This window comes from Comamonas sp. DB36 (assembly GCF_057914905.1).
This window is the reverse complement of the sequence record NZ_CP196632.1, coordinates 390,159-414,993: the sequence shown is the minus strand read 5'-3', so window position 1 is coordinate 414,993 and position 24,835 is coordinate 390,159. Positions and strand designations below refer to the sequence as shown.

At 66.1% G+C, this 24,835-nt stretch carries 24 protein-coding genes; 15 read left to right on the top strand and 9 right to left on the bottom strand.

The window, feature by feature from the left end:
* Positions 1–191: 191 nt before the first annotated feature.
* Positions 192–689, top strand: a complete 498-nt coding sequence (locus tag ACSVDO_RS22875) for a P-loop nucleotide/nucleoside kinase family protein (RefSeq protein WP_489596521.1) — start codon at positions 192–194, stop codon at positions 687–689.
* Between the two features lie 37 nt (positions 690–726).
* Here ACSVDO_RS22875 and ACSVDO_RS22870 read toward each other — a convergent pair whose 3' ends face one another.
* The gene (locus ACSVDO_RS22870; protein WP_332537469.1) at positions 727–1,236 is read right to left on the bottom strand and encodes a DUF1993 domain-containing protein; all 510 of its coding nucleotides are present in this window, start codon (positions 1,234–1,236) and stop codon (positions 727–729) included.
* 459 nt (positions 1,237–1,695) lie between these two features.
* Here ACSVDO_RS22870 and ACSVDO_RS22865 point away from each other — a divergent pair, with 459 nt between their 5' ends.
* From ACSVDO_RS22865 to ACSVDO_RS22845, 5 genes are all read left to right on the top strand, one after another.
* Positions 1,696–2,967, top strand: coding sequence for a sigma-70 family RNA polymerase sigma factor (locus ACSVDO_RS22865; protein ID WP_489596519.1), 1,272 nt, complete (start codon positions 1,696–1,698; stop codon positions 2,965–2,967).
* Positions 2,968–3,100: 133 nt separating this feature from the next.
* Positions 3,101–5,566: a TonB-dependent siderophore receptor gene (locus tag ACSVDO_RS22860; RefSeq protein WP_489596517.1), complete on the top strand. Its 2,466-nt coding sequence runs from the start codon at positions 3,101–3,103 to the stop codon at positions 5,564–5,566.
* A gap of 251 nt (positions 5,567–5,817) precedes the next feature.
* Entirely contained in the window at positions 5,818–5,982 is a 165-nt protein-coding gene (locus ACSVDO_RS22855) for a hypothetical protein (protein ID WP_489596516.1), read from the top strand.
* On the top strand, positions 5,979–6,308 hold the full coding sequence (locus ACSVDO_RS22850; RefSeq protein ID WP_489596515.1) for a hypothetical protein: 330 nt from the start codon (positions 5,979–5,981) through the stop codon (positions 6,306–6,308). Before ACSVDO_RS22855 ends, ACSVDO_RS22850 begins: the two co-directional genes overlap by 4 nt.
* Positions 6,309–6,606: 298 nt before the next feature.
* The gene (locus tag ACSVDO_RS22845) at positions 6,607–7,551 is read left to right on the top strand and encodes a SphA family protein (protein ID WP_489596514.1); all 945 of its coding nucleotides are present in this window, start codon (positions 6,607–6,609) and stop codon (positions 7,549–7,551) included.
* A gap of 1 nt (position 7,552) precedes the next feature.
* Here the strand turns inward: ACSVDO_RS22845 and ACSVDO_RS22840 are convergent, their stop codons facing one another.
* Positions 7,553–8,074: a GAF domain-containing protein gene (locus tag ACSVDO_RS22840; protein WP_489596513.1), complete on the bottom strand. Its 522-nt coding sequence runs from the start codon at positions 8,072–8,074 to the stop codon at positions 7,553–7,555.
* A 74-nt stretch (positions 8,075–8,148) separates the two neighbouring features.
* Positions 8,149–8,910, bottom strand: coding sequence for an IclR family transcriptional regulator (locus ACSVDO_RS22835; protein ID WP_332537463.1), 762 nt, complete (start codon positions 8,908–8,910; stop codon positions 8,149–8,151).
* An 80-nt stretch (positions 8,911–8,990) separates the two neighbouring features.
* Here ACSVDO_RS22835 and ACSVDO_RS22830 point away from each other — a divergent pair, with 80 nt between their 5' ends.
* Genes ACSVDO_RS22830 through ACSVDO_RS22810 form a run of 5 tightly spaced genes read left to right on the top strand, consistent with a single transcriptional unit; the run spans position 8,991 to position 15,279 of the window.
* On the top strand, positions 8,991–9,782 hold the full coding sequence (locus ACSVDO_RS22830; RefSeq protein WP_332537461.1) for an enoyl-CoA hydratase: 792 nt from the start codon (positions 8,991–8,993) through the stop codon (positions 9,780–9,782).
* Positions 9,779–11,935, top strand: coding sequence for an acetate--CoA ligase family protein (locus ACSVDO_RS22825; protein ID WP_489596511.1), 2,157 nt, complete (start codon positions 9,779–9,781; stop codon positions 11,933–11,935). Before ACSVDO_RS22830 ends, ACSVDO_RS22825 begins: the two co-directional genes overlap by 4 nt.
* A complete protein-coding gene (locus ACSVDO_RS22820; protein WP_489596509.1) occupies positions 11,932–12,924 on the top strand; it encodes a Bug family tripartite tricarboxylate transporter substrate binding protein in 993 nt (330 codons plus the stop codon). Before ACSVDO_RS22825 ends, ACSVDO_RS22820 begins: the two co-directional genes overlap by 4 nt.
* Positions 12,925–12,931: 7 nt before the next feature.
* Complete coding sequence (locus ACSVDO_RS22815; protein ID WP_489596508.1) at positions 12,932–14,125, top strand: acyl-CoA dehydrogenase family protein; 1,194 nt, start codon at positions 12,932–12,934, stop codon at positions 14,123–14,125.
* Positions 14,122–15,279 carry an acyl-CoA dehydrogenase family protein gene (locus tag ACSVDO_RS22810; protein WP_489596506.1) on the top strand — a complete coding sequence of 386 codons (1,158 nt, stop codon included), beginning with the start codon at positions 14,122–14,124 and terminating at the stop codon, positions 15,277–15,279. The genes ACSVDO_RS22815 and ACSVDO_RS22810 overlap by 4 nt, the downstream gene beginning before the upstream one ends.
* 55 nt (positions 15,280–15,334) lie before the next feature.
* Here ACSVDO_RS22810 and ACSVDO_RS22805 read toward each other — a convergent pair whose 3' ends face one another.
* Genes ACSVDO_RS22805 through ACSVDO_RS22795 form a run of 3 tightly spaced genes read right to left on the bottom strand, consistent with a single transcriptional unit; the run spans position 15,335 to position 19,032 of the window.
* Entirely contained in the window at positions 15,335–16,852 is a 1,518-nt protein-coding gene (locus tag ACSVDO_RS22805) for an AMP-binding protein (RefSeq protein ID WP_489596504.1), read from the bottom strand.
* 34 nt (positions 16,853–16,886) lie between these two features.
* Positions 16,887–18,047: a hypothetical protein gene (locus ACSVDO_RS22800; protein ID WP_489596503.1), complete on the bottom strand. Its 1,161-nt coding sequence runs from the start codon at positions 18,045–18,047 to the stop codon at positions 16,887–16,889.
* 13 nt (positions 18,048–18,060) lie between these two features.
* Complete coding sequence (locus ACSVDO_RS22795; RefSeq protein WP_332537453.1) at positions 18,061–19,032, bottom strand: Bug family tripartite tricarboxylate transporter substrate binding protein; 972 nt, start codon at positions 19,030–19,032, stop codon at positions 18,061–18,063.
* A 202-nt stretch (positions 19,033–19,234) separates the two neighbouring features.
* Between ACSVDO_RS22795 and ACSVDO_RS22790 the strand changes: the two genes are divergently transcribed.
* Positions 19,235–20,152, top strand: coding sequence for a LysR substrate-binding domain-containing protein (locus ACSVDO_RS22790; protein WP_489596501.1), 918 nt, complete (start codon positions 19,235–19,237; stop codon positions 20,150–20,152).
* 112 nt (positions 20,153–20,264) lie between these two features.
* Here the strand turns inward: ACSVDO_RS22790 and ACSVDO_RS22785 are convergent, their stop codons facing one another.
* Positions 20,265–20,804 (bottom strand): GNAT family N-acetyltransferase, encoded by a 540-nt coding sequence (locus ACSVDO_RS22785; protein ID WP_489596499.1) that lies wholly within the window; start codon positions 20,802–20,804, stop codon positions 20,265–20,267.
* 223 nt (positions 20,805–21,027) lie between these two features.
* Here ACSVDO_RS22785 and ACSVDO_RS22780 point away from each other — a divergent pair, with 223 nt between their 5' ends.
* Positions 21,028–21,459, top strand: coding sequence for a bleomycin resistance protein (locus ACSVDO_RS22780; RefSeq protein ID WP_489597387.1), 432 nt, complete (start codon positions 21,028–21,030; stop codon positions 21,457–21,459).
* A 141-nt stretch (positions 21,460–21,600) separates the two neighbouring features.
* On the opposite strand, the gene ACSVDO_RS22775 is transcribed toward ACSVDO_RS22780, so the two are convergent.
* A complete protein-coding gene (locus ACSVDO_RS22775) occupies positions 21,601–21,897 on the bottom strand; it encodes a YciI family protein (RefSeq protein ID WP_489596497.1) in 297 nt (98 codons plus the stop codon).
* A 143-nt stretch (positions 21,898–22,040) separates the two neighbouring features.
* Positions 22,041–22,721 (bottom strand): hypothetical protein, encoded by a 681-nt coding sequence (locus tag ACSVDO_RS22770; RefSeq protein ID WP_489596495.1) that lies wholly within the window; start codon positions 22,719–22,721, stop codon positions 22,041–22,043.
* A gap of 112 nt (positions 22,722–22,833) precedes the next feature.
* On the opposite strand from ACSVDO_RS22770, the gene ACSVDO_RS22765 reads away from it, so the two are divergent.
* Both ACSVDO_RS22765 and ACSVDO_RS22760 read left to right on the top strand, forming a co-directional pair.
* The gene (locus ACSVDO_RS22765; protein WP_489596493.1) at positions 22,834–23,520 is read left to right on the top strand and encodes an HD domain-containing protein; all 687 of its coding nucleotides are present in this window, start codon (positions 22,834–22,836) and stop codon (positions 23,518–23,520) included.
* A 123-nt stretch (positions 23,521–23,643) separates the two neighbouring features.
* Complete coding sequence (locus ACSVDO_RS22760) at positions 23,644–24,798, top strand: acyl-CoA dehydrogenase family protein (protein WP_332548948.1); 1,155 nt, start codon at positions 23,644–23,646, stop codon at positions 24,796–24,798.
* The last annotated feature ends 37 nt before the right edge of the window (positions 24,799–24,835 follow it).

Genomic DNA, 24,835 nt, shown 5'->3' with positions numbered 1-24,835 from the left:
ACGCCGCAACGGCGCTTGCCTGCGTTGCCCGATGCCGCTATGCTGGGTGTATGGCCTGCTCGCATACCGTGTCCATTATTCGCACCATCCATGGGATGGTGGGTTGGCGCACGGACTGAACAGCACCAAGCAACCCGCCCCTGGAGGCGGGTTTTTTCTGTCTCCGGGGTTTTCAGCTCCCAGGAGATCGCATGAACCCATTGGAAACCTCGCCCGCCGTGCTGCACATGCTGTGCGGAAAGATCGCCGCCGGAAAATCGACGCTGGCCCGGCAACTTGCCGCCGCACCGCGCACGGTGCGCATCAACGAGGACGACTGGCTGTCCAGCCTCTACCCCGGCGAGATTCACGCCCTGGCCGATTACGCGCGCTGCGCTGCCCGGCTGCGCGCCGCCATGGCGCCGCACATCACCGCGCTGCTGCGATCCGGCGTCTCGGTGGTGCTCGACTTCCCGGCCAACACGCCGGATACACGCAGTTGGGCGCGCGGCATTTTCGAGCCTGCCGGCGCAGCGCACCGGCTGCACTTCCTGGATATCTCCGACGAGCTGTGCAGGGCGCGCCTGCGCGCCAGAAATGCCTCGGGCGAACATCCGTTCGAGACTTCCGACGCCCAGTTCGATTTGATCACGCGCCATTTCGTGGCGCCCACGGACCAGGAAGGCTTTGTGGTCGTGCGCCACGCCTGAGATGGGGCGCCGCAGCGCGTGGCGACCCGTGTCAGTCTCAGTACGCGCCCATGTAGTCGCGCTTGCCGATTTCCACGCCGTTGTGGCGCAGGATGGCATAGGCCGTAGTCACGTGGAAAAAGAACTGCGGCAGACCGTAATGCAGCAGGTAAGCGCTGGCGCCAAGCTTCTTTTCCTTGGGAGTGCCCGGGCGCAGCACGATCTCGCGGCTTTCGCTCGCGTCGAATTGTTCGGGCTGGAACGATTCGACATGGGCCAGGGCCTTGGCGATCAACGCCTGCAGGTCGGCGAAGCTCGTCTCGGTGTCGGGCCACGATGGCACTTCGGCACCCGCCAGGCGCGATGTGATGCCCTTGGAGAAGTCCGCAGCGATCTGCACCTGGCGCAGCAGCGGGAACATGTCGGGGAACAGCCGCGCCTGCAGCAGCGCGTTGGGGTCGATGTTCTTTTGCGCAGCGTGCTCTTCGGCCTTCTTGAGCACATCGGACAGGGCGCGCAGCATCTGCAGCAGGACGGGAACGGAAGCGGTATACAGCGGACTGGTCATGGGGGTTCTCTTTGACGTGGGAATGCGGGTGGTGGCGGGCATGGGCCAAGCCTTGCCTCACATGACAGGCTAACAGCAAATGGGCATTTCAGCGCATACCCAAGGACGCGCATCTGACGGCAATCGCGCAGGTGCCCCCCAAGAGGGCCGCAGCATCTCGTCCATGATCACCGTCAGCGGATCGAACCGTTGAGTGAATTCTCGGGGTGTTGCACCGCGGCCGGCGAGGCCGGTTCACCGTATTTGGGACCACAGGCGGCGACCAGGGCGCAAACGGCATTCAAGGGGTTCATCCAACACACTCCTTGGGTCGAAAGTTTGAGTCTGATGGAGTGCCCACGGCGCGCTTGTCGGTCAAGGCGAGGCTTGCTTTCCGTCATTTCGCGCTAGCTTTGATGGTAATGAGAACTATTCTCTAAAATAGCCGCCTGCCTCCTGTCTTCCCTTTCCCTGCCCGCCATGTCCCACTCCCTGATCTCCGATGTCTTTTGCGACAGCTACTCCGCGCTGATCGGCTTCGTGGCCAGGCGCACCGGCAATCGGCAGACCGCGCAGGATCTGGTGCATGACGCCTGGCTGCGCCTGGCAGAGCGCGGGCCAAGTGCGGATGAGAGCCATCAGGGCGTGACGCGCGCCTATCTCTATGCGGTGGCCGACAACCTGGCCATCGATCACCTGCGCCGCGCGGGGCGCACGGCCGAGCGCTTCGACGCCAGCGGCAACATCGACATGCCCGCCGCGGCCGCGGTGCGCGATATCGCCGACGGCCATCTGCACCGCGAGGCGCTGGCCGCCGTCGATGCAGCGCTCGCAGCCCTGCCCGAGCGTTGCCGCACGGTCTTTCTGGCCGACAGACTTGAAGGCACGTCGCATGCGGTACTCGCCCGGCAGCACGGCGTTTCTGTCAAGACCATAGAGCGCGAAGTCAGGCATGCGCTCGACGCCGTCGAAGCCGCGCTGCTGCGCTGGCGCGGCGATACCGCAGTGCAGCGGCGCGGCCGGCGGCGCGCGCTGTCGACGCTGCTGGGCGTGGGCGGCCTGGGCCTGGCCGGCGGCGTGGCCTGGCAGGCCTGGCGACAGTTCGTTCCCGAATGGCAGATGGCGCTCGCGACCCGGCGCGGCCAGCAGTTGGATAAGGACTTGCCCGATGGCAGCCACATTGCGCTCGATGCCCAAGGCCGCGCCGAAATCCGTTACTACGCGGCGCGGCGCGCGGTCGCGCTGCGCGCGGGCTCGGCCTTCTTCAGTGTCGCCGCCGATGCCGCGCGACCTTTCATCGTCGAGGCGCTGGGCGCGCGCATCACCGTGGTGGGCACACGCTTCGAAGTGGCCGTGGGCGACGCCGGCGATCTGCGCGTGGCGGTGGAGCAAGGCCATGTGCGGGTGCAGCCGCCGGGTGAGGCGCAGATCGACCTGCATGCGGGCGATGCGCTGCGCTGGTCGGCCGACGCAGGCGCGCAGCGCGTGCCGGCCTCGGGCGAAGTCGCGCCCTGGCGCAGCGGCTGGCTGGACTTTCGCCATGTGCCGCTGCAGCAGGCGGTGCAGCGCCTGGCGCGCTACAGCCCGGTCGCGCTGCGCGTCGCGCCCGACGCGGCGGATCTCACGGTCTTTGGCCGCGTGCGCATCGCCGAGGCCGGCGCCTGGCTCAGGCTGCTGCCGCGCAGCCTGCCGGTGACGGTGCGCGAAGAGGGACAAGGCGCCGAGCGCGCGCTGCTGATCGCACGGCGCTGAGGCAATGGGCCGGCGTCGCCGGGCCACGCCAAAGATATTTGAAAAAGCGTGAGGGAAGTCGCGCCCTCGTTCGTTTCTACCTTGGAAGCCGCACTGCAGCCGCTTCGCTTTCATTTCCAAGGTTGTTCTCCCTATGCCATCACTCCAAGCCCGCCATCACCTGATCGCCGCCGCCATCCTGGCCCTGGCCGCGCCCGCTGCCTGGGCCCAGCCAGCAGTGGCCGCGCCCGCCGCGACGGCAACGCGCACTTTCGACATTGCCGCTCAGCCGCTCGATGCGGCGCTGTCGGAACTTGCGCGCCAGGCCGGCCTGCAATTGCTGGCCCCGGCCGAGCTGGTCCAAGGCCGCAATGCAATGGCCCTGCGCGGCACGCTCACGCCGGCGGCGGCCGTGCAACGCCTGCTGCAAGGCAGCGGCCTTGCGGCCCATGTCAATGGTTCGACGCTGGTTGTAGAGCGCGCCGGTCCCGCGGCCTCGCTGGCCGAAGTGCGCGTCGCCGCGCGCCGCGCCGGCGACGGCACGACCGAAGGCACGGGCGCCTACACCAGCCGCGTGACCAGCATTGCCTCCAAGACCGATCAATCGTTTCGCGAAATTCCGCAGTCGGTGTCGGTGGTCACGCGCCAGCAGCTCGATGACCAGTTGCTGCTCAGCGTCAACGACGCGCTCAAGCAGATGCCGGGCATCACGGTCAATCGCGCCAACTTCGGCTCGTTCAACTTTTTCTCGCGTGGCTTCCAGGTGACCAGCATGCAGATCGACGGCGGCGCGCCGCTGGCCCTGGGCGCCTATACCTACGAACCGCAGCAGGATATGGCGTTCTATGACCGTGTCGAAGTGATGCGCGGAGCCTCCGGCCTGCTGGCAGGCATGGGCGACCCGGGCGGCGTGGTCAATCTGGCGCGCAAGAAACCTCTGGCCGAGCGTCAGGTGGTGTTCGAGCAATCCGTGGGCCGCTGGGACAGCCAGCGCACCATGCTCGACGCCACCGGGGCGCTGGGCTTTGACGGCCGCCTGCGTGGGCGCGCGGTCGCGGCATACGAGAACCGCGACTTCCATCTGCAGGATCGTAGCCAGGAAAAACCCGCAATCTATGGCGTGCTCGAAGCCGATCTCACGCCAGACACGCTGCTGACCTTGGGCGGCAGTTTCGGCAAACGGCATGAGAACGGCATTGGCGATGGCATGCCCCGCTACACCAATGGGCAGGCGCTGGACCTGCCGCGCAGCGCCAGCCTGACGCAGCCTTGGGGCTTTTCCGACACCAAGACCACGGAACTGTTTGCCCAGCTTGAACACCGCTTTGTCAACGGCTGGAAGCTCAAGACCAACCTGACGCAAGTGAAAACCGATGGCAAGTCACTTACGGCCTTCGTCGATGGCGCCGTCGATCCGCAGACACGCGAAGGGGCGTACTGGGGCGGCGGCCGATATGCGACGTCCAACCACCAGGACCTCGTGGATGTCAATCTGAGCGGCACCTTCGGCCTTCTGGGCCGCACCCATGAGTTGCTGCTGGGGGCCGACTGGCAGCGCGCCCAGGGCACCTGGGCCACGGGCAAGCCGGTCGACAACTGGTCGGTTCCTGCCGACCTGTTCGCGGGCAATGCCTGGAATCCCGACATGAACGTTCCGCTGAATTACATCTACGCTCCCTGGAACCAGCAGCAAAAAGGCGCCTACGGCGTGCTGCGCCTGCACCCCACGGATCGCCTGCATGTGATTGCCGGCGCCCGGCTCAGCCGCTATGACTTCCTGCAGCAGGTGTCCAACGCAGATGCAGCCGGCAACCGCACTGTCACCTCGCGCACCGAATTTTCCGAACCCACCAAGGTCTCGCCCTATGGAGGCGTGATCTATGACCTGAACCCGCATTGGTCGGCCTATGTCAGCTACGCGTCGATCTTCAAGCCCCAGGCGCTGCTCAAGGCCGGCCCGCTGCCCGGCACTTCACTCGATCCAGTCAAGGGCAAGAGCTATGAAGCCGGCTTCAAGGGAGAATTGCTCGACGGCCGTCTTAACGCCACGTTCAGCGTGTTCAATGTCGAGCGCACGGGCACGGGCGTGGTCGATGCGCGCTATCCCACCAGTAGCGATCCCTGGGCCGGCAACTGCTGCTATCTGCCCCAGGGCAAGGTGAGCAGCCGCGGCTTCGACGCCGAAATCGGCGGCGAAGTGCAGCCCGGCTGGCAGCTTGCGGCCGGCTACACCTTCAACCAGACCAAGGACCGCAGCACGGCCACCAACTACAGCACCATCACGCCCAAGCATCTGCTCAAGCTGTCGACCGCCTATCGTCTGCCGGGGGAATGGTCGAGCTGGCAACTCGGAGGCTCGACCCATATCCAGAGCAAGACATGGGTCAATGGCGCGCTGTATGACGCCAACTTCAATGCCTCGCCCTATGCCTTCGCCGAAGGCGGCTACGCGGTATTGAATGCCCTGGTGCAGTACCGCATCGATCCCAAGTGGACGGTGTCGCTGAACCTCAACAATCTGCTCGATAAGGTGTACTACGAACGCGTGGGTACGGCGTCGGGCGGCAACTGGTATGGCACACCGCGCAATGCGGTGCTCACCTTGCGCGGCCAGTTCTAGGCCCGCGCTGGTGCATCTTCAGGCCGGTGCCCCAGCAGGTGGCGGGCATCGGCTATTCTCGTGATCATGGGCGTAGTCGGCAGCCTTCAAGAGAATAGCAATAGCACATTGATTTTAAATATTAATAATTTATTGCTATCATTCACTTCGATTACGCTATCGGTCGCCGCCTGCCTATGCCCGCGCCGTGATCGATGTGGTCGCCACAACAACCTGCCGGCGCGCTGCGCCCCTGAAAGTCGAGTTGCACCTTGAAGATCGTTCACTATTTGTCGTTTACCGGCGTCATCGTCGCGATCGGTCTGCTGTTCGCTGATTTCAGCAAAATAGCGGGCCTTGTGCTGGCCTTGGCCACCGTGGTTGAACTGGTGATGTCCGTCGCTATGGGAAAGCAGAGCAACGAAGGCAGCCGTTGAACCTGCAGATCAGCGGCGATCAAAGACCGATGAAAGTGGTCGCAAGCCTGGCCTTGGTCGGACTGTTGGCGCTTTCGGGCTGTTCCGATTGGTATCAGACACTGGAAGTGCGCATCACGCCCGATGCGTACCAGGTCAACGCCGTCAAGTCGGCGCTTGCCACGCCCGCCGTCGACGAGGCGGTGCGCGTCAATCCCAAGACCGTTCTGCTGGTGGTGTGCCTTCCCGTGCCCCCTGCCAGGATCATGCAGTTCGAGAAAGAGCTGCGTGCGCGGCACAAGGCAAAACTGCAGATCACTTTCACCGACCAAGGATGTCCGTCCTAGCGCCTGACCACCAGAGCGCAGGCTCTCGCGCCCACTGACCGTGCATCGGTTGGGCCCGCTGACGTGGAACATGTCATGGCAGCCGCCGACCCACACATGCGTGCCGCGCCGCTCCCGCTCAGCTCGCGAAATCACCGCCGGCCTGACGCCAGGCGCGACTGAGGTACTTGTTGGCTTTTACGTCATCTTGTATCTCGACGTTACAAACCCTGCTACGCTGTCGCGCGGCAGTAAAAACCAACGTCCAAGGGCCGCCACAGGCGCCGGGCGCAATCCACGATCGCAAAAGGAGATCTGCATGAAGCAACGTGCCTGCCTTTGGGGCACCATCGTCCTGGGGGCCATCGCCCCCTGCGCCCATGCCAACGAAATAGGCCTGAGCTTCTGGCGGCCGGGCCAGATGGGCAGCATGGCGGCCGTTCCCGGCGAGCCGGGCTGGACCCTGCCGCTGGTCTATGTGCGCCTCGACGTCAATGCCACGGACACGCGCGAACTCGCGCCGGACACGCGCCTCACCACGCGGGCCAAAGGCGCGACCAATGTGCTGCTGTTCATGCCCACCTATACCTTCGAGCGCCCTCTGCTGGGCGGCCAGCCCTCGATCCGGCTGGGCGTGGGGGCGGGGCGCTCGCGTTCGGCAATCGACGTGAGCTACGCCCTGCCGGGCGGCTTCACGTCGTCGGGCTCGGCCAGTGACGCGCACTCGGGCGGTGCCGACATCTACCCTAGCGCTTTCCTCAAGTGGAACAACGGCGTCCACAATTCCATGGCCTATGCGTCGGGCGTGCTGCCCGCGGGCTCCTACTACGCGGGCCGGCTCGCCAACGTGAGCCAGAACCGCCGCGGGCTCGACCTGGGCGGCGGCTACACCTACTTCAATGCGGCCCGGCGCGCCGAATTCTCGCTGGTCGGCGGCGTGACGCATTACGGCAGCAATCCGGCGACCGATTTCCGCACCGGCAAGACCGCCCACCTCGACTGGACCGCCTCCTATCTGGTCACGCCCTACGCCCACGTAGGCCTCGTGGGCTATCTGCACCGCCAGCTCGAAGGCGATTCCGGTAGCGGCGCCACGCTGGGTCATGCGAAGTCGCGCATCAACGCCATAGGCCCGCAAGCGGGCAGCTTTCTGGAATTCGGCGGGCTCAAGTACTACGTGAACGCCAAGGCTTATAAGGAGTGGGGCGCGAAGAACCGCGCCGAAGGCTGGAACTTCTGGCTGACCCTGGTCGCGCTGCTCTGAACTAGGCCTTGGCCGCGGCGGGCGGCGTGCCCAGCTTCGCGGCCAGCAAATTGGCCGTGCGGCGCAGCAGTTCGATATCCGCCTGGGGCTGAACACCCTTGCTGAAGCAGCACAGGGTGCCGTAGACCGATCCATCGGACAGGCGCACCGGCGTGCTCAGGTGCGTGCCAATCGGAAACCCCGGATCGGGCGCCTGGCCGGACGCAATGTATGGCGCGGCGTCGTGCATCACCTGGGGCAGGCGGCCTTCGACCACGCGCTGGCACCAGCTTTCTTCGACCGGATCGGACATGCCCGCGGCGAGCCGCGGCGTGAAACCCGCGGCACTGTCAACGCACTTGAACATGCGACGCCCATCGGTGATCTCCGAAACAAATGCCACGTCCATGCTCAGTTTCGTGCGGATCAGCCGCAAGACTTCGAGCACGGCCGCAGGAAGATCCGGGTCCGCGCCGTCGCTGGTGGCCACCAGCAGCTCGGATATCTTGACCTCGATATCGGCGGGGTTGTAGTCCAATTGCATGCTGCCAAGTCTAAGCCCGCGCAAGCGAGCTTCCGGCGCAAGCTTGTGACCGTTGGTATCCGCTGGCCCGGTCTTCAGCCCGCCCCGCCCGCACGCAGTTCGCGCGCCAGCAGCGCCGCCAGCTCGGCGCGCCGCGCGGGCAGCATGCGCGGCTGTATCGAGGCAATCGATATCGCCGCGAACGGCGTGCCGTCGGGGTGGGGAATCGCCATGCCCACGCCGCCCACGCCCGCGGTGATGGTGTCGAGCAGCTCCGAATACCCGCTGCGCCGCGTGCGTGCCACGGCGCGCGCAAACGCTGCCGGCCCCAGGCCCGCGGCTTCAAAGGCTTCGGCATGCTGGCCATGGATGCGCTGCACGTCTTCATCGGCCAGGCCCGCGAGAATCGCCATGCCGCCCACGCCTATGCCCAGCACGCGCGCGTCGCCGACCCGCGTGCTGAACACCTTCACGGGATACGGCCCGTCTTCGCGCTGCAGGCAGATGGTGTAGTCGCCCTGGCGCACCAGCAGATAGACGGTGTCGCCCGATGTGCGCGCCAGGCGCTGCATCAGCGCCTGGTACGAGGCGACCAGCGGCGCGCGCCGCAGCGAGGCCAGGCCCATCTGCATGGCGTCGATTCCCAGCCGGTAGCGGCGCGTGAGCGGGTCGCGCTCGGCAAAACGCTCCTCGACCAGGCAGGTCAGCAGACGGTGGGCGGTCGAGCGCTCGAGCTGCGTTTCGGCAATGACATCGGTGACGCTGATGCCGTCTTCCTGATGCCGGCCCAGCACGCGCAGCACCAGCAGGGAGCGGCGCATGTTCTGCGCCCCCGGGGTTTCACTGATTTTGCTCACAATGTAGGATTTCCTGGTGATTAATCTCGCAACGTGGACATCTTATCGAGATCATCGCGGCTCCACTAGCAGGATCCGCAATGAGCACCACCACCCTTTTGACCGAACAAATTGGCCCGGTCCGCCGCATCACCCTGAATCGCGCCGAGATGCGCAACGCCCAGAGCCAGCAGATGCTTGACGAACTCGACACGGCGTTCGAGGCCGCGCGCCTGGACAGCGCCACGCGCGTGGTGGTGCTTGCGGCCAACGGCCCGCATTTCTCGGCCGGCCATGACCTCAAGCAGGCCCAGGCCGAGCGCGCCGAGTTCACGGTCGAGGAGCGCTGGGCCTATGAAGAGCAGCGCTACTTCGGCTACTGCATGCGCATCTGGGACTTCCCCAAGCCGACGATTGCCCAGGTCCAGGGCGGCTGCATTGCCGCCGGGCTGATGCTGGCCAACATGTGCGATCTGATCGTCGCCTCAGAAGACGCGTTCTTCTCCGACCCCGTGACGCACACCATGGGCGCGGCGTCGCTCGAAGTGCTGATACATCCCTGGGTGCTGGGCCTGCGCCAGGCCAAGGAAATGCTGTTCACGGGCGAGCGCATCAGCGCCCAGCAGGCCAGGGAGTTCGGCATGGTCAACCGTGTCGTGGCCAACGACAGGCTGGGCGAGGACACGCTGGCGCTGGCCCAGCGCATTGCCAAGGCGCCGCCGTTTGCCATGCAGCTGCTGAAGAAATCGCTGAACCGCTCGATGGACGTGCAAGGCATGCGCCAGGCGCTGTCGGCGCATTTCGATGTGCACCAGCTGAGCCATGTGACCGAGGAATACCGGCGCACCAAGGAAGCCGGCCTGGCGAGCGCCATCCAGGGAGCCAAGGCATGAGCCACGCCCTGACTCCCCTTCTCGCGCCGCGTTCGATCGCGCTGATAGGCGCCAGCAGCAACGCCGGGCGCATCGGCGGCATGCCGCTCGATCTGCTGCAGCGCTTCGGTTATGCGGGCAAGGTGTTTCCCATCAACCCCAAATACAGCGAGATCTTCGGCAACCGCTGCTACCCGGATGTCGAGGCCCTGCCCGAAGCGCCCGATCTCGCGGTGCTGGCCATCGGTGCCCAGGAAGTCGTGCCCATGCTCGAGCGCTGCCATGCGCGCGGCATTGGCGCGGCCATTGTCTACGCCGCGGGCTTTGCCGAGGCCGGCGACGAGGGCGCGGCGCTGCAGCGCACGCTGGAAGCCTTTGTGCGGCGCAGCGGAATGGTGGTGGCCGGGCCCAACTGCATGGGCTTTGCCAATCTGAACCTGCATGCCTACACGGCATTTGCCTCGATCTTCGTCAACGTGCCGCCGCAGACCGCGCCCGGGCGCGTGAGCATACTGACGCAAAGCGGCAATGTCTGCTCGGCGGTGTTTGGCCTGGTGCGCCGGCGCGGCGTGCCGGTGAGCCACTTCATCAACACCGGCAACGAGGCCACGCTGGAATACGCGCAATACCTCGAATACCTGGCCCAGGACCCGCAGACCGACTGCGTGCTGGGCTATGTGGAGCAGCTGCGCGATGGCGCGCGCTTCATCGACGCCGCGCTGGCGTTTGCCGCCCAGGGCAAGCCGCTGGTCATCTACAAGGCCGGTGAAACCGACAAGGGCTCGGAAGCCGTGCAGTCGCACACGTCGGCGCTGGCCGGCGATCTGGCCATCTACCGCGCGGGCTTCGATCAGCTCAACGTGATCCGCGGCCAGGACTTCGCCCATATGGCCGATCTCGGCTATCTGAGCGGCTTTCGCCAGCGCCAGGGCGGCAAGCGCGTGGCGATTGTCACCATGTCGGGCGCGGTCGGCGCGATTCTCGCCGACAAGTTCACGCTGGCAGGCCTCGAGGTGCCCACGCTGCCGGCCGATCTGCAGGCGCTGCTGCGCGCCGGCGTGCCCGACTACGGCATGGTCAGCAATCCGGTGGACGTGACCGGCAACATCGTCAACGCCCCCGACTTCGTACGCACGGTGTTCGAGGCGCTGGCGCGCTGCGAAGGCATAGACACGGTGGTCGTCGCCGCGCCCGGTTATCTTCTGGACCGCATGGCCGAGCCGCTGCTCGAAGTCTGCGCGCAGTACCCGCGGCTGTTTGTCGCGCTCGACACCGGCGAGGCCCAATGCCGCCAGCGCCTGGCCGACGCCGGCGTGCCGGTGTTTGACGACCTCGCGCGCTGCACCCAGGCGCTGGCGCCGTTTTGCCTCTGGCTGTCGCGCCAGGCGGCGACGACACGCTGGGCCGCAATGCGCCAGCGGCCCCAAGCCAGCGTCGCGGCCGCTGCCCTGCCCGCGCGCCTCAACGAATTCGACACCAAGCAGCTGCTCGCCGGCCATGGCGTGCCCGCGCTCACGGGCCTGGTGGCGCGCGATGCCGACGCCGCCGTGGCCGCCGCCGCGCAGATCGGCTACCCGGTGGTACTCAAGATCCTCAGCGCCGACATCGCCCACAAGACCGAGGCCGGCGGGGTGCGTCTCGCGCTGCAGGACGAGGCCCAGGTGCGCGCTGCGGCCGCCGGCATTCTGGCATCGGCCCAGGCCTATGACGCGAGTGCGCACATCGACGGCCTGCTGGTACAGCCCATGGCAAGCGGCGGCGTCGCCGAGCTGATTGCGGGCGTCACGCGCGACCCGGTGTTTGGCGCCGCGCTGACCGTGGGCCTGGGCGGGGTGCTGACCGAAATCTACCGCGATGTCGCCCACCGCCTGCTGCCCGTGGACGCGGCCATGGTGGGCGAGATGCTGGCATCGCTCAAGGCCTGGCCGCTGCTTGACGGCTTTCGCGGCCGGCCCGTGGCCGACGTGGACGCGGCCTGCCAGGCCGTTGCCGCGCTGGCCGGCGCCGTCACGGCCCTGGGCGAGCAGGTGCTCGAAGCCGAGATCAACCCGCTGCAGGTGCGCGCTCAGGGCGAGGGCGCCGACGCGCTCGATGCGCTGGTACTGGTGAAGCCACAGCCCCAACCGGCCGCCGCGCCGGCCGGACAATCCCATCCACAAGAGGAGACAGCATGAAAACCACCGTTTCGACAAGCCGCCGCCTGGTCACCGCCATGCTGGCCACGGCCACCATCGCCAGCCTGGCGCCTGGCCTGGCACTGGCCCAGGACTATCCGACCAAGCCGGTGCGCATGGTCCTGCCCTTTCCTCCGGGCGGCGTGACCGACCTGCTGGCGCGCGCGCTGGCCGAGAAAATGGCGGTTCGCCTGGGCCAGCCGGTGATTGTCGACAACCGCCCCGGCGCCGGCACGGTGCTGGCCTCCGACACGGTGGCGCGCGCGCCGGCCGACGGCCATACGCTGCTGCTCGCGGCGTCGTCGATAGGCACGGCGCCCCTGCTCTACGACAAGGTCAACTACGACGCCATCAAGAGCTTCGCGCCCGTGACCCAGGTGGCTTCGGTGGTGCACATCCTGGCGGTGAACCCCAAGCTGCCGGTGAAGAACGTCGGCGAGCTGCTGGCCTATGCGCGCCAGAACCCGGGCAAGCTCAACTACGGCTCCACGGGCATGGGTACCTCGACCCATCTGGAGATGGAATTGTTCAAGAACATGGGCAATGCCTTCCTGGTGCACATCCCGTACAAGGGCAGCGGCCCGGCGCTGATCGACATGGTCGCGGGCCAGCTCGATGTGATGTTTGACGCCTGGGGCTCGTCGGGCCCGTTCGTCAAGTCGGGCAAGCTGCGCGCGCTGGCTGTGACCACGGCCCAGCGTTCGGCGGCCCTGCCCGATCTACCCACGGTCGCCGAGTCCGGCCTCAAAGGCTACGAAGCCATGCCCTGGCTGGGCCTGATGGCGCCGGCCGGCACGCCCGCGCCGGTCGTCAACCGCATCCACCGCGAAGTCGCCGAAATCCTCAAGGAACCCGAGATGCAGGAGAAGTTCAAGACCTGGGGGCTGGACATCATAGGCAACACGCCCGCGGAGTTCGCGACCTTCCTGCGCAGGGACATCGCCCAGTGGGACCGCGTGATCAAGAGCGCCAACATCAAGGCGGATTGAGCACGGCATGGAGTTTGTACTTACCCAAGAGCAGCAGATGATCGCCGACAGCGCCAACGACTGGCTGGCGCACCACTACGATTTCCGCCAGCGCGCGGCCAGCCTGCAGCGCGACGGCGGCAACCCCGCCGTCTGGCAGGCCATGGCCGAACTCGGCTGGCTGGGCCTGGTGCTGCCGGCCGATGCGGGCGGCATGGAGCTGGGCGCGCTGGAAGCCGGCCTGCTGGCCCAGGCGCTGGGCCGGCATCTGGTGGTCGAGCCATGGTTGGAAAGCAGCCTCGAGGCCGGGCGGCTGCTGGCGCTCACCGGCTCGGCCGTGCAGCAGGCCCAATGGCTGCCCGGGCTGATCGCGGGCACCCAGCGCCTGGCGCTGGCCCATGCCGAAGGCGGCCGCCTGCCCTGGGATGCGCCGCAGCTGCGCGCGCGCGCCCAGGGCACGGGCTGGCTGCTGGACGGCCAAAAGCGCTGCATTGCCTCGGCGCCCGGCGCGGCGCGCTGGCTGGTTTCGGCAACGCTGGACGACGGCCAGGCGGCACTGTTTCTGCTCGATCCGCAGGCCGCCGGCATACGCATCGACGCCTACGACACCAGCGACGGGGCTCGGGCCGCCGACATCGCGTTTGCCGCGGTGCAAGTGGACGCCGCCAGCCGCCTGCACGCCGGCGACGCGCAGTCGGCGTTGCAGCGCGTGCTCGCCGAAAGCCTGGTCGCGCGCTGCTGGTCGGCCACGGGCTGCATGCAGGCCATGCTGGCGCAGACCAGCGAGTACGTGCAGCAGCGCCAGCAGTTCGGCCAGCCGCTGGCGCGCTTTCAGGTGGTGCAGCACCGGCTCGCTGAAATGGCCGTGCTGTGCGCCGAAGCCCAGGCGGCCTGCGAACTCGCGGCGCTGTCGCTGGCCGATGCCGACGGCGCGCAGTGCCGCGCCATTGCCGGCCTGCTCAAGAACAAGGTCGGCCGCTGCGCCCGCTATGTGGCCCAGGAGGGCGTGCAGCTGCACGGCGCCATGGGCGTATGCGAGGAGTTGCCGATTGCCAGCGCGTTTCGCGCGCTGATGGCCTTTGCCCAATGGGGCGGCGACGGCGCCAGCCACGCGCTGGCCGCGGGCCGCGCGCTGCTGGCCGATGGCCGCTTCGCGCACAGCCGCACGCTGGGACCCGCGCCCGCTCGCCGCACGACCCAAGAACCCGAGACCGTCGCATGAACCTCGAACTGAGCCCGGCCGACCAGGCCTTTCGCGCCGAAGTGCGCGCTTTTCTGGCCACCCACCTCACCGACGCGCTGCGCGCCGGCCAGGCCGCGACCAGCGCCATGTACCCCGAACCCGAAGTCTCCGGCCCCTGGCAGCAGGCGCTGCAGGCGCGCGGCTGGCTGGTGCCGCTGTGGCCGCGCGAGTGGGGCGGCACCGGCTGGAGCGCGCTGCAGCGCTTCATCTTCGAGACCGAATGCGCGCTTGCCGGCGCGCCGCTGGTCCACCCCATGGGCGCGCGCCTGGTCGGCCCGGTGATACTGCGCTACGGCACCGAGGCGCAAAAGCACTTTTATCTGCCGCGCATTCTGTCGGGCGCCGACTACTGGTGCCAGGGCTTTTCCGAGCCCAACGCGGGCTCCGATCTCGCCGCGCTGCAGCTGCGTGCCGTGGCCGACGGCAGCGACTATGTGCTCAACGGCACAAAGATCTGGACCACCCATGCCCACCACGCCAACCGCATGTTCGCGCTGGTGCGCACCAGCAGCGAAGGCAAGCGCCAGCAGGGCATCAGTTTCCTGCTGATCGACATGGCCCTGCCCGGCATCACGGTGCGTCCCATAGTGACCATTGGCGGCGACCACGATGTCAACGAAGTGCATTTCGAGAACGTGCGCGTGCCCCAGGCCGAGCGCATAGGCGAGGAGAACGCAGGCTGGGAATGCGCCAAGTACCTGCTGGAATTCGAACGCGGCGCGGGCATCTTCAGCCCGCGCCTGCGCTCCCAGCTCAAGCGCGTGGTCGACGCCTTTGCCGTCCAGCCCGATCTGCCCGACGAACTGCTGCGCCGCCTGGGCGAAGTCGTTGCCGACATCGACACCTTCGAATGGCTGGAACTGCGCACCATGGGCGGCCTGGCGCCCGGCGCCAACCCCGGCCCGGTGTCGTCGATTCTCAAGCTGCGCGCCAGCCGGCTCAAGCAGGCGATTGCCGAGCTCGGTGTCGATGTGCTGGGCCAGGCGGGCTTGCGCTGGCGCAGCGATCCAGCGGACAGCGCGCTGCGGCCCAGCGTGCTGGTGCCCGAGTATTGCAACAGCCGCGCCTTCACCATTTTTGGCGGCGCGGCCGAGGTGCAGCTGGGCTTGATTGCCAGGACGGTGCTGGGCTGAGCCGCTGACACCGGCCTTGCAGGGAAGGGGACGGGGACGGGGCCGGCGCAGCGCGTCAGGCCAGGGTCAGCGGCCTGGCATAGGTCTCGCGCAATGTGTTCTTCATCACCTTGCCCATGGCGTTGCGCGGCAGTTCAGGCACGAAATGCACATGCTTGGGCACCTTGTAGTTCGCCATCCGGCCTTTGAGCGCCTGGATGATCTGCTCGCCGGTGAGGCCCGGGTCCTGGCGCACCACCACGGCGGTCACCGCCTCGCCGAAGTCCCTGTCGGGAATGCCGATCACGGCGGACTCGCCCACGCCCGCCAAGGCGTCGATCGCCATCTCCACCTCCTTGGGATAGACGTTGTAGCCGCCCGAGATCACCAGATCCTTGGCGCGGCCGACAATGGTCAGGTAGCCGTCGCTGCTGCGGATTCCCTGGTCGCCCGTGCGGAACCAGCCATCGGCGGTGAACTCCTCGGCGGTCTTTTCCGGCTTGCGCCAGTAGCCCTTCATCACGCCACTGCCGCGTATCTGGATGCCGCCGATCCGGTCGGCGGGCAGCAGCTGGTCATGGTCGTCGGCAATGCGCACCTCGACGCCGTCTATCGCCTGGCCCACGCAGCCTATGCGCCGCTCGCCCACCAAGGGGTTGGAAGTGATGATTGCCGACTCCGTCATCCCATAGCGCTCGAGCACGATCTGGCCGGTGCGCTGCTGGAAATCGCGGTTGGTGTCGGCCAGCAGCGGCGCCGATCCCGAAACGAACAGCCGCATGTTGGCGCTGCGGGCGGCCGTGAAGCCGGGCTCGTCCAGCAGGCGGGTGTAGAACGTGGGCACGCCCATCATCACCGTGGCCCTGGGCAGCAAGGAAAGCACCTGCTGCGCGTTGAATTTCTTCAGAAACAGCAGCCTGCTGCCCGAAAGCAAGGCGCAGTGCCCGGAAATGAACAGTCCATGCGCATGGAACAGCGGCAGCGCATGCAGCAGCACGTCGTTGCGGCCGAAACCCCAGAGCTTTGTCAGCGCCAGGCCGTTGCTCAGCAGACCGGCATGGGTCAGCATGGCGCCCTTGGGGCGACCGGTGGTGCCCGAGGTATAGATGATGAGGGCCACGTCCTCGCCCGCCACCTGCGCCGTGGCGAACGTCTCCGGCTGCGCATCGGCCATCCGGTCCAGCGTTCCGCCGCCCTCCTCGGTCAGCGTCATCACATGGGCCACGCCATGGGCCCGCGCCAGCTCGCTGCGGGACGCGAGGTCGGCCGGCTCGCAGACGAAAACCCGGGGCTCGGCGTCGGCCAGGAAATACGCGAGCTCGTCGGGTCGATAGGCGGTGTTCAGCGGCAGGTAGATGGCGCCCATGCGCAGCGTTGCGAGGTAAAGGCAATAGTTGCGCGCCGACTTGTCGACCTGCACCGCCACCCGGTCGCCGGGGCGAACGCCCAGGCTGACCAGGGCATGGGCGTAGCGCGCGGTGCTGGCCAGCATGCGGGCATAGCTGATGACCTGGCCGTCGTCGGTTTCGAGAAAGGCCGCGTCGCCGGCCTCGCGTGCGATGGCTGCAAATGTGGCAAAGATATTGGCGTTCATGGCATGAATGGAAAAGGTGGCTGCCGGGGGCGGCTCAGGAAAGCGCGCTGACGCTGTCCGCCACGCCCAGTTCGACGTAATGGGAAAACTCGGCGCCGGCATTGGAAATCGCGGCCGCCGGGCGGCTCAGGATGCTGCTCAGCGAAGCCTGGGGCAGGGTTCGCACGCTGCCGCCGGGCGCGATGTCCACCGAGGACGCCGCACCCGCCGTGGCGATATAGATTCCGCCCGAGGTCGCGCCGCCAATGCGCAGTCTCACCTGCTGCCCCAGGTGCACGCGGCGTCGCAGCGTGCGCGCCAGGTGCACCAGGTATTGGCTCAGGATCAGGCGCTCGTCGCCCATGTGCAGGCTATGGCCGGCGCAGTCGATCAGCAGATCGAGGGGCGGGCCGAGCTGGTCGGCCAGCGTGGCGAATTCCAGTGCATCGGCTGCGCCCATGCTGGTCTGTCCGCTGCAGCGCAGGCCGCCGGGGCCGGGTCCCAGCGCAAACCGCGCCGATGCGGCCGCAGCGGCCGGCGCTGCAGCCCCCAGGCGCAGCGCCAGCATGCGGCGCTCGTCGTCCAGGGTATCGGGCAAGGGGCCGCCGGCCAGCGCCTGCAGCCACTCGCGCAGCGCCGCCGCATAGGCCGGCAAGGCATCATCGACGAGGCGCTCGCCGCCTCCATGGCGGCAGCGGGCAGCGCCGCCGATCGCGGCGCGCACGGCTGCCAGCGAGCCGCCGCCCGCGCTTTCCAGCACCCGCGGGCCCGACATCGCCAGCACGGTGTCGGGCGCGTAGCAGCGCTGTGCGGCGGCGAAAGCCAGCATGCTGGCCCCGCCAAAGACATTGCGCCCGAGCAAGGCGATCATCGGCAGGCCCGCCAGGCTGGCATCCAGCAGCTCGGTCATCAGCGCGCGCAGCGCGCCCTGGATGGCCAGCCCCGCGTCCAGCCTTGCGCCTGCGGAGTCGATCAGCAGCACCAGCGGCGTGTGCGTCATGCGCGCCAGGCGCACGATGCGGCAAAGATCGGCGCATTCGGCGCTGCCGAGCACCCCTTTGTCCTTTGCCGGATCGGTGGCGGCGGCCAGCACCTGGCGAGCGCCAACCGTGGCGCGGGCCAGGTGCAGGCCCGAGCCGGCCGGCAGCGGGCTCTGGGAGCCGGCGTCAAACAGCGCGTCAAGCCGCTGCGCAACGGATGCGGTGGTGAATTCCACGGTGTTCATTCCTTCACTTGTTGTCTGCGCCGGCGCCCGAGCGCTGGGTGCTGGCCTTGTGCCGGGCGCCGTCGCTGATCGCCCAGTCCCTGAACTCCTCGGGCGAGGCCGAAGGCCAGGCCACGTTGCCCTGTTTCTCCAGCCTGGCCTTGACGTCGGGATCGCGCAGCACCTGGGCGCTGGCATCAAACAGCTTGCCGACCACTTCCGGCGGCAGCTTGGCCGGACCATAGATGCCGAACCAGATGTTGAAGTCGTAGTCCTTGATGCCCGACTCGCCCATTCCCGGCAGGTCGGGAAACAGCGGCGAGCGCTCGGCCGTGGTCACCGCCAGCAGCCGAAGCTTGCCCGCCTGAACCATGGGCATCACCGAAGGCGGCGTGCCGAAGGTCATGTCGACATCGCCCGCGGCCACCGCCTGGATGGAAGGCGCCCCGCCCTTGTACGGCACATGCAGCATGTCGATTGCCGCCGCGTGGGCAAAGGCAGCGCCGGCCAGATGGGTCACCACGCCGGCACCCGAAGACGCATAGGTCAGCTTGCCCGGGTTCCTGCGCGCCTGCTCCATCAGCCCCTTGACGCTTTTTTCCGCAAACTCCTTTCTGACAGCCAGCAGCATGGGCGAATTGCTCCAGCGCGCAATCGGCGTGAAACTTTTCACGCCGTCGTAGCGCGCACTCTTGTAAAGCAGCTGATCGGAGCCGTAGAGGTTGGCCGTGCCCAGCAGCAGCGTATAGCCGTCGGGCTGGGCACGCGAGACCAGCTCCGAAGCCAGCGTGGTGCCCGCACCCGGGCGGTTGTCGACCACCACGGCCTGGGACAGCACGCGGCCGAGCTTTTCTCCCACGATGCGGGCCACGGCATCCGCCCCCCCGCCGGCCGGAAAACCCACGACCAGCGTGATGGGCCGCGATGGATAGGTATCCGCCAGCGCCACCGTGCCTGCGGCAGCGGCCAGCGCGGCCAGCAATGCTTTCTTGAACATGTCTTGTCTCCTTGGATTGAATCTCGAGCGCCCTGCAGCGATCGCCTTGAACATCCTTGTCTCCGGCTGTTGGACGCCGGAGTTCTTGAAGCGGTGCCGGGCACGCTTCTTTTTTGTGCTTCCAATGTAGGAGGGGTCGGAATAATTTAAAAATATGATATTTTTATTGTTCGATCTGATTTACTTATGAAGAGCAACGAACATGGATCTGCGCCAGCTGCGGTATTTCGTCAAGGTGGTGGAATGCGGCAATGTCACGCGCGCCAGCGAGGCACTGCACATCGCGCAGCCGGCCGTGAGCCAGCAGATGCGCAATCTGGAGCGCGACCTGGAAATGCGCCTGCTCGAGCGCAGCGTGCATGGCGTCGCCCCGACCGCGGCCGGACAGACGCTTTACCGCCACGCGCTGGAGCTGCTGCGCCAGGCCGACAGCACGCGCGAACTGCTGCGCCAGGACGCCGAGCTGCCGCAAGGCCGGGTGTCGGTGGCCCTGCCGTCCAGCACGGCGCGCATGGTCGCCATTCCGCTGGCGCGCATGGTGCGCGACCGCTTCCCCGGCATCGCGCTGGAATTGGTCGAAGCCCCCAGCGCGGAACTCGCCAATCTGCTCACCAGCGGGCGGGTCGATCTCGCGGTGATTGTCGACGCCGTTGAAACGCGCAGCATCGCCAGGCAGCACTTGCTGACCGAGGCCTTACACCTGATTGCCTGGCCGGAATTTCCCATGCCGGACGGCCCGGTCTCGATTGCAGACCTGGCGCGCATGCCGCTGCTGCTGCCCAGCGCGCCGAACACAATTCGCAGCCATGTCGAATGGGCGATGCGCGAAGCCGGCCTGCGCTGTGAAATCCGCTTCGAGGCCAGTTCAACGGCGCTGCTGTTTGCCGCCGTGATGGCGCAGCTGGGCGTGACCATCCTGCCCTGGAGCGCCGCGCACATCGAACTCAGCGAGCGCAAGCTCAAGCTGGCCAGGGTGGACCACCGCCTGTTCTCGCGCGACCTGTCGCTATGCTGGCGCGACACGGCATTGCAGAGCAACGCCGTGCAAAAGGTCAAGGCCACCATGCTCGAGCTTTTTCACGGCCCGGAAAAATGGCCGGAATGGGTTGCGTCGAACTAAAGACCCAAGCGCGTGAAAGATTCGTTTGCCGGGCAGCAGGACCTATCCGACTGCCTGCTGCGCCGCATTGGATCGGAATGCCATCTTTGACATTCAGCCCACGCACAGCAACTCATCTATCTGGCTGCTTTTTCCGGTAGAGAACGTGCTGTCGAAGTGCATGGCCTTCAGGAAGCGCTGGATGGTCAAACGTATTCTCATCACGAACCATGCCAAGCCTTTGCATGACCTTTTCAGAGCGCTTGTTGCTGAGCGCGGTAAAGGAAACCACTTCTGCGAGGGCTAATTCCTGAAAAGCGAAATCCAGTGCAGCTTGAGCCCCTTCGGTGGCAAACCCTTTCCCCCAGAAATCTCTCGCCAGCCTCCAGCCTACTTCCACGCACGGTGAGAATGGCAAATCAGCAGAAGGCACATGCAGCCCTATGAAACCCGCAAATTCATTGCTTGCTTTGACTTCAACCGCCCAAAACCCCCAGCCAAGCTGATGGATCAGCGCGCGGCAACGGTCGGCTATGGCTCGACTCTGTTCTTCCGTGAGAACACTTGGGAAATAACGCATGGTCTCGGCGTCAGAGCTCATGAGCGCAAAGGCTGGATAGTCGACATCCTTCCACTGACGCAGCAAAAGCCTCTCTGTCTCTAGTTCGCGCACGTGGTCTCCAGTTGGAAAAACTGCATGGTACCCTCCGGTTTCAAGATGACTGCTTGTGGTCTCCGCAGACCTCACGCACGTCTCCTCCCGACCCATAGCAGACAGGCGCAAATCGCGACCGCGAGTGAATGGCGTGGTAAAAAAATCCCTGCCAAGCAGAGATCATCAGAGAATCCCACCGCTATCGTGTGTGTTATCAACGACAAGGAGTCCGTTTGTGAAAATGAATAATTTGGTTCCAGAGATGATTGTTTCTGATTTAAAACGAAGCTTGGATTTTTACTGCCTGATCCTGGGATTTCAAATCGAATACGAACGCCCAGAAGACAAATTCACCTTTCTGTCCTTTCAAGGGAGCCAATTGATGCTGGAACAGGATGACCAGGAAGAGTCTCCATGGCGCGTAGGCCCCCTGGTCTCTCCATATGGTCGAGGAATGAATCTCTCGATTCAATGCTCTGATTCCAAAGCCTTGGCCAAGTCCCTCGGAGACGCTGGTATCGCATTGCGCAGGCCTATTGAAGAATGTTGGTATCGAGACAATGAGCGCCTGCACGGCGAGCTTAATTTCTTGGTGCTTGATCCAGATGGCTATTTACTACGGTTCACACAAAGCCTAGGTTTCAGAGCAGTCGAGCATCAATCAATAGCCTGAATAGGGGCGGTGCCTAGGGCGATTAAAGTATTTCCATGGCTGCTCTTGGCCGATGTATGTCATTGACTAGCAGCCATTCTTTTCCGGCTTACCGTTGAGCCATGCCTGACACCACGCACCCATCGATCCGTTATCCGGCCTTTAAAAGGAGGCTTTCCGCGCCGGGTTTGCTTTTGACCAATGGAGTATTTCGTAGTCTTTTCGCAAGCCCGCCGTGAAGAATGGATCAGTCCTGAGCAATGCGTCCAGCTCTTCCTTGCTTTGCGCGTCCGCTATCCAGAGTCCGCCTTTGGGCGTTTCGTTCAGTTCACGCCTTAGCGAGCCGCCCACGGGGATGACGGCCTGGTGTTTCTCCAGCCACGCCAGATGGGCAGCCAGGTTCTGCGCGCGAACCTCGGCCATTCCAGGGAAATCATTGAACAGGACGGCAAACAGCATGCAGGCTCCAGTGATTGAGCCGGCAATTTTGCCTGGTGGTGACTCAGCCGTGCAACCGCGCCTTTGCCTGCGCCAGCAATGATTGGCATGGATCTGCGGGCGAGGGCCCCCGCCCCATGGTTCAGCCCCCGCCTTCAGTCCGCTCAGTTGGCCGCGAAGCAGTACATGAGGCCGGCGCTGCCGCTCATCTTGAGCTGGTCGAGGCTGCAGCCGCGCGTGCCATGCGAGGCGTTCCAGGAAGCGTTGGCAACCGGGTCGGGGTTGGTGCCCTTGTGGTCGTGGTGTCCCACCATGGCGGAGCCGCCCTCGCTCCTGGTCCAATTGCCGCAGGTGGTGTCCTTGCCGGGCTCGGCCACGGCCAGCGTGCCGTCGGCGCGCGAGCCGGTGAGGATGTCGTGGCGGTTGACCGGATCACCAAAGCCCGAAACGACTTCGCCCTTCTCGGTCAGCGAGGTGTCCTTGCCCAGCTTGGCGTTGGCGCTGTGCAGGTCGGCCACGCTGGTGGCGACAACCACACCCTTGGCATTGGCCCAGGGGCCGCTGCCTATGCGGTCACGCGCATTGACCGCCGGCTGGCCATTGAGCGCGGCGGTGCTCAGGTAGGCGCGCCAGGTCTTGTGGCCCGCCCCGGCGCTGGTGGCCAGCGACTGGCAGAAGCGATCGGCGCCGGCCAGGCCGCCGAGGTCGCCGCCCTTGCCCGGGTTGTCGCTGGTGATGAAGAAGCCCATGGCGTTGCCGCTTGTGGGCGGCGTGACGCCGCAGGCAGCGACCAGGACCACCGCTGCAGCAGCGGTGCAGGCGGACAGAACAAAACGACGTGGCATGGAAAGACTCCCGAGCACTATGGAGTCCGTAGGCTACCGCAAGCTTGTGCCAGCGGCAATGCCGGCCACTCCCGATGCGGCCGCGTGCAATGCGCAAACTTAGAATCGGGCCATGACGACCTGCATAGCCCCCGAGACCGAGCTCCACGCCTTTACCCCCTACACCGCGCTGGCCGCGCAACTGCTGCCGCATGCCATCGACACTACAGCCGGCAGCGGCGACGGTGCGCATGACGCCGCCCATCTGCAGCGCGTGTGGCGCAGCGTGCAGGCACTGCAGGCGGTCGAAGGCGGCGATCTCGAGGCGCTGCTGGCCGCCACGCTGCTGCACGACTGCGTGAATGTGGAGAAGAACTCGCCATTGCGCGCCCAGGCCTCGCGGCTGTCGGCGCAAAAGGCCGCCGGCGTGCTGGCCGGCCTGGGCTGGCCCCAGGCGCGCATCGAGGTGGCCGCGCATGCCATCGAGGCGCACAGCCACAGCGCGGCAATTGCGCCGCGCAGCATTGAGGCGCGCATCCTGCAGGACGCCGACCGGCTTGACGCGATCGGCCTGATAGGCGCGGCGCGCTGCTTCTATGTCGGCGGGCGGCTGGGGCGCGCTCTGTACGAGCCGGCCGACCCGCGCGCCGGCCAGCGCCCGCTGGACGACACGCGCTACACCCTCGATCATTTCCAGACCAAACTTTTGCGCCTGGCCGAAGGCTTTCAGACAGCAGAAGGCGCGCGCCGCGCCGCCCTGCGCCAGCAGCGCCTGCGCGACTTCTACGAAGCGTTCCTGCAGGAGCTCGAGCAAGGCTGAAGAAGGCTTCTTTTTCTGCTTGCTGTGAAATGACTTTTAGTCATCTCTGGGCAACCAAGTGGAAAGACTGGACGGCGAAATTCCCCGCATCATTGGCCCAACTACCCACAGGCCAGTCACACCATGAATTTCGAACTTTCCGAAGAACACCAGGCATTTGCCGACAGCGTCGCCCGTTTTGCCCAGGACAAGCTCGCGCCCGGCGCGCTTGAGCGTGCCCATGCCAAGCACTACCCCTGGGAGACCGCGCAGCTGCTGGCCGAGCAGGGCCTGCTGGGCATTGCGTTTGCCGAGGAAGACGGCGGCCAGGGCGGCACGCTGATGCACGCGGTGCTGGCGATACAGCAGATTGCCCTGGCCTGCCCCAAGAGTGCCGACATCGTGCAGGCCGGCAATTTCGGCCCTATCCGCACCTTTGTCGAGTACGCCACGCCCGAGCAGAAGCAGCGCTTTCTGCCCGATCTGCTGGCTGGAAAAAAGCTCATCTCTTTGGGCATGAGCGAGCCCGACGCGGGTTCGGCCGCGACCGAACTCAAGACCAGCGCCGTCGAAGACGGCGACAGCTATGTGATCAACGGCTCCAAGGTGTTCTCCACCCACAGCCCCGAAGCCGAGCTGTTTCTCATCTATGTGCGCTTTGGCCCCGGCGTCGGCGGCATCGGTTCGGTGCTGGTCGAGAAAGGCACGCCCGGCTTTGTCGTCGGCACGCCGTCGAACTTCATGAACGGCGAGCAATGGTCGCAGCTGTACTTCGAGGACTGCCGCATTCCCAAGGCCAATCTGCTGCTGGGCCCGGGCGGGTTCAAGAAGCAGATCTCGGGCTTCAATGTCGAGCGGCTGGGCAACTCGGCGCGCGCGCTGGCGCTGGGCCGCTATGCGTTCAACCAGGCGCGCGAGCATGCGCTGATTCGCAAGCAGTTCGGCCGCGAGCTGTGCGAGTTCCAGGGCCTGCAGTGGAAATTCGCCGAGATGTGGATGAAGCTCGAGCAGGCGCAGCTGCTGCTGTACAAGGCTGCGCTCGAAGGCGAGCATGGCCTGCCCAGCGCGCAGAGCACGGCCATGGCCAAGCTGGCCTGCAATCTCGCGGGCTGGGAAGCGTCCAATGAAGCCATGCAGGTGATGGGCGGAATGGGCTTCAGCCAGGAGGCGCTGGTCGAATACTGCGTGCGCCGCACGCGCGGCTGGATGATTGCCGGCGGCTCGATAGAGATGCTCAAGAACCGCATTGCCGAAGGCGTGTTCGGCCGCACGTTCTCCCAGCGTCCGGCCAAGGCCTGAACATGCACGTTGCGACCGCACCCGCCGCTCCCCTTTC